General features: G+C 64.9%; 13 protein-coding genes. 7 read left to right on the forward strand and 6 right to left on the reverse strand.

What is annotated here, in order from left to right; all coding sequences use genetic code 11:
* From CH286_RS04150 to phoU, 4 genes are all read left to right on the forward strand, one after another.
* Positions 1-274 (forward strand): acyl-ACP desaturase (locus tag CH286_RS04150; protein ID WP_176458133.1); only part of this gene is annotated, 274 nt, incomplete at its 5' end.
* 92 nt (positions 275-366) lie between these two features.
* Entirely contained in the window at positions 367-1,506 is a 1,140-nt protein-coding gene (gene dusB, locus CH286_RS04155) for a tRNA dihydrouridine synthase DusB (RefSeq protein WP_094608441.1), read from the forward strand.
* 118 nt (positions 1,507-1,624) lie between these two features.
* Entirely contained in the window at positions 1,625-3,544 is a 1,920-nt protein-coding gene (locus tag CH286_RS04160; RefSeq protein WP_094608442.1) for an LCP family protein, read from the forward strand.
* A 66-nt stretch (positions 3,545-3,610) separates the two neighbouring features.
* Complete coding sequence (gene phoU, locus CH286_RS04165) at positions 3,611-4,285, forward strand: phosphate signaling complex protein PhoU (protein WP_032376398.1); 675 nt, start codon at positions 3,611-3,613, stop codon at positions 4,283-4,285.
* 123 nt (positions 4,286-4,408) lie between these two features.
* Here the strand turns inward: phoU and pstB are convergent, their stop codons facing one another.
* The 6 genes from pstB to CH286_RS04195 all read right to left on the reverse strand — a co-directional run bounded on the left by pstB (position 4,409) and on the right by CH286_RS04195 (position 10,228).
* Positions 4,409-5,185 (reverse strand): phosphate ABC transporter ATP-binding protein PstB, encoded by a 777-nt coding sequence (gene pstB / locus CH286_RS04170; protein WP_032376397.1) that lies wholly within the window; start codon positions 5,183-5,185, stop codon positions 4,409-4,411.
* Between the two features lie 37 nt (positions 5,186-5,222).
* The gene (pstA, locus tag CH286_RS04175) at positions 5,223-6,131 is read right to left on the reverse strand and encodes a phosphate ABC transporter permease PstA (RefSeq protein ID WP_032376396.1); all 909 of its coding nucleotides are present in this window, start codon (positions 6,129-6,131) and stop codon (positions 5,223-5,225) included.
* A 3-nt stretch (positions 6,132-6,134) separates the two neighbouring features.
* Positions 6,135-7,172, reverse strand: a complete 1,038-nt coding sequence (gene pstC, locus CH286_RS04180) for a phosphate ABC transporter permease subunit PstC (protein ID WP_032376395.1) — start codon at positions 7,170-7,172, stop codon at positions 6,135-6,137.
* 87 nt (positions 7,173-7,259) lie between these two features.
* Positions 7,260-8,360, reverse strand: coding sequence for a phosphate ABC transporter substrate-binding protein PstS (pstS, locus tag CH286_RS04185; protein WP_032376394.1), 1,101 nt, complete (start codon positions 8,358-8,360; stop codon positions 7,260-7,262).
* Positions 8,361-8,560: 200 nt separating this feature from the next.
* Positions 8,561-9,466: a mycothiol synthase gene (mshD, locus tag CH286_RS04190; protein WP_094608443.1), complete on the reverse strand. Its 906-nt coding sequence runs from the start codon at positions 9,464-9,466 to the stop codon at positions 8,561-8,563.
* Positions 9,467-10,228: a winged helix-turn-helix transcriptional regulator gene (locus tag CH286_RS04195; protein ID WP_032405782.1), complete on the reverse strand. Its 762-nt coding sequence runs from the start codon at positions 10,226-10,228 to the stop codon at positions 9,467-9,469.
* A 130-nt stretch (positions 10,229-10,358) separates the two neighbouring features.
* Between CH286_RS04195 and CH286_RS04200 the strand changes: the two genes are divergently transcribed.
* The 3 genes from CH286_RS04200 (at position 10,359) to CH286_RS04210 (ending at position 12,273) form a co-directional block, all read left to right on the forward strand.
* Positions 10,359-11,138, forward strand: a complete 780-nt coding sequence (locus tag CH286_RS04200; RefSeq protein WP_032376391.1) for an LmeA family phospholipid-binding protein — start codon at positions 10,359-10,361, stop codon at positions 11,136-11,138.
* Positions 11,135-11,554 (forward strand): thioredoxin family protein, encoded by a 420-nt coding sequence (locus CH286_RS04205; RefSeq protein WP_094608444.1) that lies wholly within the window; start codon positions 11,135-11,137, stop codon positions 11,552-11,554. Before CH286_RS04200 ends, CH286_RS04205 begins: the two co-directional genes overlap by 4 nt.
* Positions 11,555-11,805: 251 nt before the next feature.
* Positions 11,806-12,273: a DUF4395 domain-containing protein gene (locus CH286_RS04210; RefSeq protein WP_032405780.1), complete on the forward strand. Its 468-nt coding sequence runs from the start codon at positions 11,806-11,808 to the stop codon at positions 12,271-12,273.
* Positions 12,274-12,278 lie beyond the last annotated feature (5 nt).

Raw genomic sequence — 12,278 nt, forward strand, 5'->3', positions numbered from 1 at the left:
CGGTGCCGGGATGCCGAACTTCCGCCGCAACGGTGTGCTCATGGCCAAGCACGGCATCTACGACCTGCGTCAGCACCTCGAAGACGTCGTCTGGCCGGTGCTGCGCAAGTGGAACGTCTTCGAGCGCAACGACTTCACCGCCCGCGGTGAGAACAAGCGCGAAGAACTCGCCGCGTTCCTCGAAGACCTCGAACGCCAAGCCACCAAGTTCGAGGAAATGCGAGATCGCTCCCTCGCCCGCGAACGCGCCAAAGCCGAAGCACGCGCGTCGTAAGTTTCGCTCGACTGGTGTGCCCGGTACCGATTTCGGTGCCGGGCACCCCTTTTTGCTCCTGAAAGTTCTCCCTCCGTTCCAAAGGCTCTTCCATGACATTGCAGATCGGCTCACTGGAGTTGCGCAGCCCCGTCGTCCTGGCACCGATGGCAGGCGTCACCAACGTGGCTTTCCGGACGCTGTGCCGGGAACAGGAACTCGAGCGGGCAGGTAGCACGTCGGGCCTGTACGTCTGCGAGATGGTGACCGCCCGCGCGCTGGTCGAAAGACAGCCCGCCACGATGCACATGACGACCTTCGGCCCCACCGAAACTCCGCGGTCGCTGCAGCTCTACACCGTCGATCCGGACACCACGTACGCCGCGGCGAAAATGATCGTCGACGACAATCTGGCCGACCACATCGACATGAACTTCGGCTGCCCGGTTCCGAAGGTCACTCGCAAGGGCGGCGGTGCCGCTCTGCCGTACAAACGCAACCTGTTCGGTCGCATCGTCGCCGCGGCCGTCAAGGCGACCGAGGGCACCGACATTCCGGTCACCGTCAAGTTCCGCGTCGGCATCGACGAGAACCACCACACGCACCTGGACGCAGGCCGAATCGCCGCCGACGAGGGTGCCGCCGCGGTGGCGTTGCACGCGCGAACCGCGTCGCAGCGCTACGCCGGTACCGCGGACTGGAACGAGATCGCTCGACTCAAGGAACACGTCACGGGTATCCCGGTGCTGGGCAACGGAGACATCTTCTCCGCCTCCGACGCGGTCCGGATGATGGCCGAGACCGGCTGCGACGGCGTCGTCGTCGGGCGAGGTTGCCTGGGCAGGCCGTGGCTGTTCGCCGAACTCAGCGCCCGCCTGAACGGCCGACCCGAGCCCGTTCCACCCACCCTCGGCGAGGTGGCCACGATCATCGCCCGCCACGCCGAGTTGCTGGCCGAGCACCACGGTGAGAAGAAGGGCCTACGCGAGCTGCGCAAGCACGTCTCCTGGTACCTGCGCGGCTTCCCTGCAGGATCGGATCTTCGAGTCTCGATGGCCTTGGTGTCCACTCTCGCCGAGCTCGACGATCTTCTGGCGCAACTCGATCCGACCGTTCCGTTTCCCAAGGACGCAGAGGGGCCCCGCGGACGACAGGGCTCACCGGGCGCGGTTGCTCTGCCCGACGGCTGGCTCGACGATCCGGAGGACATCTGCGTCCCGGCCGGCGCCGACCTGATGCACTCGGGCGGCTGATCCCCAGCTGACCGGCCCTCACCTCGCACGAAGTGGACCATGCCGCTCGAGTCAGTACTATGGCTTGGATTGCCGAGTAGGCAACGCGTGCGTGTGATGGAAGGCCAGGTTCGAATTCGTGGGAGACGATCGAGAGTCGGGCCCGTCTGTGCCCGAGGGTCGCGCCCCATGGGAGCGCCCGCTTTCCTCAATCAGACAAAACGGAGAGCATCGGCCTCGCTCCGAACGCCCGTCCACACCGGACCAGGATTCACCACCGCAGCCGGGCGACAGCGGCAGGCTCGGTAAACGATCGCCGCGTAATGCCGACACCGTCTCGGTGGCCGAGTTGGTGGACAAGATGTCGCGGTCGGGATCGAGTCGTCGGGTACCCACCGAACGGCCCGAGACCGAAGAACCCACCGAGATCATCGCCCCGATCACCGATTCCACGCCCCCACCCTTCCGGGCAGTACCACCGACGCCGCCGCATGCGGTACCGGAACCGGTGGGCGCGCCTGCCTCGGACCGCCCGGCACTGACGCGGTTGGCGATGAGCCGGGTGCGACGACGCAGGCGACTGCGGATGGTCGGCCGGAGTCTGGTGTCTCTCATCGCGATTCTTTCGGTGGCACTGACCGGAGTGGTGTGGGGATATCTCCGCAACACCGACCAAGGATTTCTTCAGGTCGCTGCGCTCGATCCCGACTCGACGGACGTCGTCGACGCCGCAGGCCAGTACGGCGACGAGACGTACTTGATCGTCGGTACCGACACCCGCACCGGGGCCAGCGGCGAGGTGGGTGCCGGAACCGTCGCCGACGCCGAGGGAGCCCGCTCGGACACGGTCATGCTCGTCAACATTTCGGCCGATCGCAGTCGCGTCGTCGCCGTGTCTTTCCCGCGAGATCTCGATGTGACGCGCCCCGAGTGCGAGCAGTTCGACAACGACACCAATACCTACACCGGCGAGATGTTCCCCGAGGCGTACGGCGACAAGCTCAATGCCACCTACGCCCTCGGCGGCCCCAAATGCCTGGTCAAGACGATCCAGAAGATTTCCGGTCTCCGCATCGGGCACTTCGTGGGAATGGATTTCGCCGGGTTCGAGTCCATGGTCGACGAGGTCGGCGGCGTCGAGGTCTGCACCGCGCAACCGTTGATCGACTACGAGCTCGGAGACGTGCTGCCCAACCCCGGTACGCAACGCATCGACGGGCGCACCGCGTTGAACTACGTTCGGGCCCGCAACGTCGAGTCCGAGGGCAACGGCGACTACGGCCGCATCAAGCGGCAACAACGCTTCCTGTCGTCCTTGCTCAGGTCCGCGCTCTCGAACAAGGTGCTGCTCGACCCGGGCAAGCTGAACGGATTCGTCAACGCGTTCACCTCGGACACGTTCGTGGAGAACGTCAAGACCCAGGACCTCGTGACGCTGGGCCGATCGCTGCAGAACGTGGACGCCGGCGCGGTCACCTTCCTCACCATCCCGACCACCGGCACCAACGACTACGGCAACGAGATCCCCAACGACGAGGCGATCGGTGCCATCTTCCAGGCGATCATCGACGACGATCCGCTGCCCGGCGAGGAACGCGCAGAGCCGGTGACCCCCGAATCCTCGGCTCCCCCCGCCGCCCCCGACGCCCCGCTACTGGCCGTCGAACCAGGCACGGTGTCGCTCCAGGTATCCAACGCGTCCGATATCGCCGGGATGGCCCAAACAGCATCCGACGAGCTCGCGACCTACGGATTCCAGATCCTGACGGTCGGCAACTTCTCGGGCTCCGCCGCCCAGACCGTCGTGCGCTACTCCCAGGACCAGGAAGCGGCCGCAGCGACCGTCGCATCGGCGATCCCCGGCGCAGCCATCGAGCTGGCTCCGAGCCTGAACAACGTCGTCGAGGTGGTGCTCGGCTCCAATTACCCCGGATACACGCAATCCCCGACGGCGTTCGGCACCGCAATCGATGCCACACAGGTGGAGGGCACAACCGAGAGTGCGCCGCTCCCGGAAGATCTTTCGTTCACCAATGCCGCCGACGACACGTGTGCCTGAGTTCATTCATGCTCCGTTAACCCTCGGGACAGGGAACAGGTCAGTGTGACCTACTAAACTTCGCTCATGCGCGTCGCCTACAACGAACAGATGAACGAGCTTGCCGATCTCCTCGGAGAGATGGCGAGCCTGGCTGGTACGGCCATGGAGAAGGCCACCCAGTCACTCCTCCAAGCAGACCTGGTGCTCGCCGAGCAGGTCATTTCCGAGCACGACAAGATCACCGAGCTCAGTGCGGTGTGCGAGGAGAAGGCTTTCACGCTCCTCGCCCTGCAAGCGCCCGTCGCAGGCGATCTTCGTTCGGTGGTGGCCGGCATTCAGATCGTCGCCGACATCGACCGGATGGGCGCACTCGCCCTGCACGTCGCGAAGATCACTCGCCGCAGACACCCGAACCATGCCCTCCCCGAGGTCGTCAACGGGTACTTCGCCGAGATGGGACGCCTCGCCGTTCAGATCGGCGCGTCCGCACGCGAGGTCCTCGAGACACGCGACCCCGAGCGCGCTGCGAAGTTGCAGGAGGAAGACGAGGCGATGGACGATCTGCACCGTCACCTCTTCACCGTTCTGATGGACCGTGAGTGGAGCCATGGCGTCGCAGCTGCGGTGGACGTGACCCTGCTGGGTCGCTTCTACGAACGCTTCGCCGATCATGCTGTCGAGGTCGGTCGCCGAGTGATCTTCCTCGTCACCGGCCAGCTTCCGGTCGACCTGCACCAGAACAACATTCCCACCTCGTAGTACCGCTCACGTCGAGTAGCGCTGCCCGGCAGCGCTACTCGATGTCCGTATCAGGGCAGGCGCACAACGAGAAGAACCCCCGTCGAGCTGTCGCTCGGCGGGGGTTCTCTTCGCGGTGTGTGGCTATCCGAAGCGGCCGGAGATGTAGTCCTCGGTGGCCTTCTGCGTCGGGTTGGAGAAGATCTTCTCGGTGTCGTCGATCTCGATGAGCTTGCCCGGCTTACCGGTCGCCTCGAGGTTGAAGAAGCCGGTCTGATCGCTCACGCGCGCAGCCTGCTGCATGTTGTGCGTGACGATGACGATCGTGAAGTCCTGCTTGAGTTCCTGGATCAGGTCCTCGATGGCCAGTGTCGAGATGGGGTCCAGAGCCGAGCACGGCTCGTCCATCAGCAGCACGTCGGGCGAGACGGCGATGGCACGAGCGATGCACAGACGCTGCTGCTGACCACCGGAGAGGCCGCCACCGGGCTTGTCGAGGCGGTCCTTGACCTCGTTCCAGAGGTTGGCACCCTTGAGTGAGCGCTCGGCGATCTCGTCGAGTTCCTTCTTGCCGCGGCCACCCTGCAGCTTGAGGCCCGCCACGACGTTGTCCTTGATGGACATCGTCGGGAACGGGTTGGGGCGCTGGAAGACCATACCGATGGTGCGGCGCACACCCACTGGATCGACGCCGTTGCCGTAGATGTCCTCGCCGTCGAGCAGCACCGAGCCCTCGACCCGGGCACCAGGGGTTACCTCGTGCATGCGGTTGAGCGAACGCAGGACGGTCGACTTACCGCAGCCCGACGGTCCGATGAACGCGGTGACGCTGCGCGGCGGTACGGCCAGGGTGACGTCGGAGACGGCGTGGAACTTGCCGTAGTAGATGTTGACGTCCTTGAGATCGAGACGCTTTGCCATGTTCTTCGTTCCTTACGGTTCGCTGGAGTCGGGTGGGTCAGAAGTTCTTGGGCGAGAAGAACTTCGAGACCAACTTCGCGCCGATGTTGAGTATTGCGACGATCAGGATCAGCGTCAGGGCTGCTCCCCACATGCGCTCAGCGGTGAGCACGCCGGTTCCTGCCTTCTGCAGGTCGACCATCATGAGCGGCAGAGACGTCTGCGGCCCTTCGAAGATGTTGAAGTTGATGGCGGTGGCAGATCCCACCAGGATCAGCACCGGTGCCGTCTCGCCCATAACGCGGGCCAGGGCCAACATGATTCCGGTGACGATTCCGGACAGTGCGGTGGGGATGACGATCTTCGCGATGGTCTTCCACTTCGGCACACCGAGTGCGTAGGACGCCTCGCGCAGGTCCTGCGGAACGATGCGCAGCATTTCCTCCGCCGAGCGCACGATCACCGGGATCATCAGCAGTACCAGAGCGAATGCGACGGCCACACCGGAGCGCTGGAAGCCGAAGGTAGCGATCCAGAGCGCGTAGATGAACAAGGCCGCGACGATGGACGGCACACCGGTGAGGATGTCGACCATGAACGTCGTCACTCGGGCCAGTCGCGTGCCTACCCCGTATTCGACGAGGTAGATGGCGACGAAGATGCCGATCGGGATGGAGATGACGGCGCAGAACAGTCCTTGCAGGAGAGTTCCGACGATGGCGTGATACGCGCCGCCGCCTGCGATGAACTGGGTGACGCCGGCCTGCGAGTTCTGCCACCAGGTAGGTGAAACCACGGCAGAGAGACCGCGGGAGATCACCGTGTAGAGCACCCAGATCAGGGGTACGAGAGCGACCAGCACCGAGAGGCTGACGAGAATCGTCGCGGCCAGGTTGGACGCTTTGCGCCTGGCGCTGACGCCCTGGAACGTGGGTTCCTTGACGGGCTTGTCCATGGTTGCAGTCATGGGTCAGTCCTTCTTTCCGGCGATGGCGGCGCGAGCACCGGCGTTGACGACGAAGGTCAGGACGAAGAGCACCAGACCGGCGGCGATGTAGGCACCTGCCTGCAGCGGGTTGTTGAACTCGCCTGCGGCCAGCGCGATCTTGGTGGCGAATGTGGAACCGCCGTCGAACAACGTTCCGCCGAAGGTCGCCTGGGTGCTGCGGATGATGATGTACAGCGCGATGGTCTCACCGAGCGCGCGGCCGAGGCCGAGCATCGAGCCGGAGACGAATCCGGACTTACCGAACGGAATGACCGTGGTGCGCACGACCTCCCAGCGAGTGGCTCCGAGCGCGAGGGCGGCTTCGACCTGGCCCTTCGGCGTCTGAATGAACACCTCACGGGTGACTGCGGCGATGATGGGCAGGATCATCACGGCGAGCACGATGCCACCGGTGAAGATGGTGCCGCCGCCGGCGATCGACACCGATCCGGTGCTGAAGAGTGGGAACCAGCTCAGCGACGAGTTCAGCCATTCGGCGAACGGGCTGATGGCGGGCGCGAGGACGTAGAGGCCCCACAGACCGAAGACGATCGACGGGACCGCGGCCAGCAGATCGATGATGTAGCCGAGCGGTCCTGCGACTCGCTTGGGTGCGTAGTTCGTCAGGTAGATGGCGATGCCGAGAGCGACCGGCATGGCGAGAATCAGCGCGAACAGAGACACGGTGACGGTGACCAGGAAGAGGTCGAGTACACCGAACACCATTGCGGAGGTGTCGGATGTGTCCCAGGCACCGTTGTAGGTCAGGAAGTTGACCGTGTTGTTCGACAGTGAGGGGATCGCGCGCCAGAGCAGGAAGATTCCCACGGCGGCGATCAGGGCGATGATGAAGATGCCCGAGCCCGTGGCCAGGCCTCGGAAGATCCGGTCACCGGGACGTGTGACGGTTCCCGACGTTTTCTTGTCTGACAATTGTGGTTCTTCCGGTTTGTGCGCGGCACCCGTGGAGGGCACGGTAGCCGCGGAGGGGACGCCGGTCATCGAGTGGGTGTCGCTCATACCGCTCACTGTCTCGTGTGGGGGTCGAGGACGGTCTTGCTTCGGCCCGCGATATCGCGAGCCGAAGCAAGATTACGTCTCATTGAATCAGGCGATCGCTTCGATAGCGGTGACCAGGCGTTCCTTGAATGCGTCGGGCAGCGGGACGTAGCCGGCTGCCTCGAGGCCCTCCTGGCCCTCGTTGGCTGCACTGAGCAGGAAGGACTTGACGGCTGCCGTGGTGTCGGCGTCGTAGCCCTTCGAGCACACGATTTCGTAGGTCGCGAGGACCAGCGGGTACGTGTCGGCTGCGTTGCTGGCGTACAGGCCGTCGATGTCGATGACGAGGTCGTTGCCCTCACCCTTGAACTTCGCGGCGTCGATGGCCTTGCCTGCGGTCTCGCTGCTCAGCTCGACCGGTCCGTTGCCGAAGTCGACGGCTGCCTTACCCAGGCTCTCCTGGTCGGCGAAGCCCTTCTCGACGTAGGTGATCGCACCGGGGGTTGCGGCCACGGCCTGGGCGACGCCCGAGGATCCGTTGGCACCTTCACCGACGCCGCCGGCCCAGTCGGAGCTGTGGTTCAGGGTCCAGGCCTCGGGAGCGGATGCGGCCAGGAAGCGCTGGAAGTTGTCGCTGGTGCCCGAGGAGTCGGAGCGGTAGACCGGGGTGATCGCGGTCGACGGGAGCGTTGCGCCCTCGTTGAGTGCGGCGATGGCCGGGTCGTTCCAGGTGGTGATCTTGCCGGTGAAAATCTGGGCGATGACGTCGGGGTTCAGCACCAGATTGTCGACACCGTCGACGTTGTAGGCCACTGCAACCGGGCCGAAGACCAAGGGCAGGTTCCAGGCCGGGTTGTTTGCGCAACGAACGGCAGCCTGGGCGGCCTGATCGTCCTTGATCGACGAGTCGGATCCGGCGAAGTCGACGAGACCGGCGACGAACTGAGTGCGGCCGTTGCCCGAGCCGCTGGTGGTGTACTCGACGGCCTTGCCGGCGCAGACGCCGGAGTAGATCGAGGTGAAGTTGGACATGGCGTTCTGCTGAGCGGACGAGCCTTCACCGGTCAGCGGGGACTTGCCTTCGCAGGTAGCCGAGGACTGTGATGCGCCGTCCGTGGTGGCGACGTTCGCGTCGCTACCGCATGCGGCCAGCAACATGGCACTGACTGCCACTGCACTCATGAGAGCACCGTTGCGCTTGAGGTTCACCTGTTTCCTCCGAGGAATCTTGGGCCGTGTTCACGCCTCGGGCCTGATCGGCCGAGCAGTGACTGTGTGGGTGCCGGCTCGAAAGAAACCTCGCACCAGGCGGCGTTGGTTGCCGCCCAGAGAGAAAGGTAAGGGCAGGTGGTAGACGTTTACCCCCGCGTGGGTGAACGGAAGATGAACACCGCGCTGGAAATGTCCGTTTAGACGGTGCGCGCGTACGCGGCGTCCACGTGGTAATTCGTGAACCCGAGCTTGGTGTAGGTGTGTACCGCGGCAGTGTTGTCGGCCTCGACGTACAGCATGATCTGACCCAGCTCGCGGCTACGCAGGTAGTGCAGGCCCGCCAGCGTCAGCACTCGACCGAGACCACGGCCCTGGGACTGCGGATCGATGCCGACGACGTACACCTCACCGATGGCCGGCTCGGCACCCTCGGCCGGATGAACTTTTGTCCAGTGAAATCCCAGCAGGTGGTCGCTGCCTTCCTCGAACGCCAGGAAGAGGCCGGCCGGATCGAACCAGGGCTCGTCTCGTCGCGAGGCAATGTCGCGGTCGGTCCAGCCACCCTGCTCGGGGTGCCACGAGAATGCCGCATTGTTCACCCGCAGCAGCTCTGCGTCATCCTGATGGCCACGGTAGGTCCGCAGCGTAATACCCTCCGGCACAACAACATCGGGGAGATCAGGACTGGCCGATGCCCGACGCATCTGCAGCAGTTCCCGAACCACCTTCAGCTCCAGACGAGCTGCAACGGACTGCGCCGCGGCGATGTTGCCATGCGCCCAGATTCGCGCGTCCGAGCCGATATCGAGTGCGCGGGAAACCAATTCGCGACCGATGCCGCGACCGCGAGAAGAAGGATCGACCACCGCCTCGGCCATCCCATCGGCGATTCCGGCGTAGCCCACGACGCGATCACCTTCGGTGGCGACGAGACGAACGACGTCCTCGCCGGCGTCGACCGCCTTCACCGCCTGCTCCGAGAGCGGCGCGGTACCGTCGACTTCCGTTGCGCGAGAAAGGATCCGGTGAACCTCGTCGGAAACTCGAGAAGACGGTGCGTCGCCGTCGATGGGATGGACGCCGAACGCAGTATCCGAACTCATCTAGGAGAGAGTACTCTCCTGCTCGAACTCGAAATCCGCATCGCCGGTATCCCCGCCCGCGCCATCCGATGAAACTGGGCCGCCCTTGGTGTTGCGTGCAGGCCGAACCGCCTTGTATCCCACGTTGCGCACGGTACCGATCAGCGATTCGTACTCGGTGCCGAGCTTGGCGCGCAGGCGTCGAACATGGACGTCGACGGTGCGCGTGCCACCGAAGAAGTCGTAACCCCACACTTCCTGCAGCAGTTGGGCGCGAGTGAACACGCGGCCCGCGTGCTGAGCCAGATACTTCAGCAGCTCGAATTCCTTGTAGGTCAGATCGAGCGGACGACCGCGCAGTCGTGCGGTGTAGGTGCCCTCGTCGATGATCAGCTCTCCGAGCGTGATCTTGCCCGAGGTTTCCGGGCTCGCGACGCCGCCACTACGCCCCACCAGTAGCCGCAAGCGCGCGTCCAGCTCCGCCGGGCCGGTACCCGGAAGCAGGATGTCGTCCAGGCCCCAATCGGAGTTGACCGCCACGAGCCCGCCCTCGGTGAGAACCGCGACGACGGGGATGGCCGACCCGGTACTACCCAGCAGGCGACACAACCCGCGTGCCGCAGCCAAATCGGTGCGGGCGTCCACGAGCGCGATATCGGCCGAACCCGCTTCGAGTAGCGAGGAGACCTCGGTGGGCACCGGTCGCACGTGATGCGCCAGAAGAGCAAGGGACGGAAGAACGCCCTCCGGATTGGGGTCGGAGGTCAGTAGTAGGAGCTCCACTGCGTCTCCATTCTTACTGCTGGCCGGTCCAGCCCGAGCTGGATTGGAGTATTCGTCAAGGACACAGACTAGCTTGTCCGTACAACTGGCCGAAGCGGGCAGTACGCGACCCGTCGGTCACAATGGACGCGTGCGCACACTTCTCATCGGACTCGTCAGCCTGCTGGCCCTCGCGCTCGTCGTGGATTTCGGCGCGGCGGCGTATTCCGAATACCGAGTCTCACGCGCGATTCGCGCCGGTGGCGAACTCAATTCGGACCCCCAGGTGATCGTGCACGGATTCCCGTTCCTGACCCAGGCAGCGGACGGCCGCTACCAGAACATCGAGATCAGGGCTCAGGACGTTCCCACCGAATACGTCGGCTCGACGACGATCGAGGCCAATCTTCGCGGCGTGCACATCGCCCTGTCCGACTTGATCGACAACAACGTCCGCGCCATTCCGGTCGACGAACTCGACGGCCGCGTCCGTATCGAAGCGACCGACCTCGGCCGGTTCCTCGGCATCGTCGACCTGCAGGTTTCTGCGCCCCCGGCCGACAAGTCCGACGGCACGGGCGGCTCGGGTGGCTCGGGGAAAACGACTACCGGAGGCGTCGTGCTGACCGGAACGGTGCCGGTCGGCCCACTGCAGACCACAGTGAGCGTGGAAGCCGACCTTCTGCTCGAGGGAGACAGTGTCGCCATCGTGGCATCCGACTTCTACTTCGGCCCCGAGGGTCGGGCGGACTTCACGATTCCCGACTTCGCCAAGCCGACCGTGCTCGGGTTGTTCACCAAGACCATCGAGCGCCAGAACCTGCCCTTCGGACTTCTGCCGACCGACGTGTACGCGGAAGGGTCGCAGATCGTCATCGAGGGTTCGGGCGACAACGTGACGATCGACCTCAACGAGATCGAAAAGCCGTGACAGGGATCACAGTCCTGTTGGTCGTGGCGGTCCTCGCCGTAGCCACCGGGCTCTACCTCCGGAGCCGGTCCGGCACCGTGCGCGCCGTTCGAGACACCGGCTCCGACACCGACGCTCTACGCCCACTCCTGCTCGAGGCGGGCATCACGACCGACACCGCGACGGTGCTGCACTTCTCGGCGGACTGGTGCGGACCGTGCGCGGCCGTCCGTCGCGTCGTAGGCCAAGTGCTGAACGACCGCAGCGGGGCCCGCGAAGTAGAGCTCGACATCGATGCCCATCCGGTCCTCGCTCGTGAGCTGGGAGTGCTGTCGTTGCCCACCACGTTCGTGCTCGACACCGAGTTGCGTCGGCGCTCCAGAATCGCGGGGGTTCCCTCCGCGGCGGCTCTGCGGTCCGCGCTCGACGCCCTGTGACCGCACCCGCTCGGGCCGGCGGTTCGACGCGCCGCTGGTAGCAGGTAGGATGCTCTTCGTGTTCTCCCGCCACGAGCTGATGCTCACCAGTCGACGCACGGTTGATCTGTGCCGACTGGGCGGATGTTGCTGTCGCTGCTGCTGATTTCCTTCTGCCGCCACGCCCATGCGTGATGTCGGCCCAAGACAGGAATCCACGTCCGAGCACTGCCTTTGCGGCGTGCCCCGGCCTCGCACAGGAGTACTTCTCGATGTCGACACACGACACCCACACCGACACCCCCACGATCGACCAGGTCGACGTCCGCGGCCCGCGCTTCGCAGCGTGGATCACCACCGCCGTCCTGGTCGTCGTACTTCTCCTGACCACGTTCTCGGTCCCCGCAGCGGCAATCCTGCTCGGGCTACAGGCGATCGTGTTCGGAATCGGAGCCGTACGCGGACCCAAGCACAGTCCGTACGGCACGATCTACGCGACGTTCGTCGCTCCGCGACTCTCCCCGACCAGCGAACGCGAGCCGGTGGCTCCGTTGAAGTTCGCTCAGCTGGTGGGATTCGCGTTCGCCGCCGTCGGAGTTCTCGGCTTCGCGCTCGGCGCTCCCGTCGTCGGCACCGTGGCAGCAGGCTTCGCCTTGTTCGCGGCGTTTCTCAACGCCGCGTTCGCGGTTTGCCTCGGGTGCATGATCTACCCCCTCGCGGCGCGACTGCGCAGCACCTAGCACTC

This window comes from Rhodococcus sp. WWJCD1, from assembly GCF_002258735.1.
Lineage (GTDB): Bacteria > Actinomycetota > Actinomycetes > Mycobacteriales > Mycobacteriaceae > Rhodococcoides.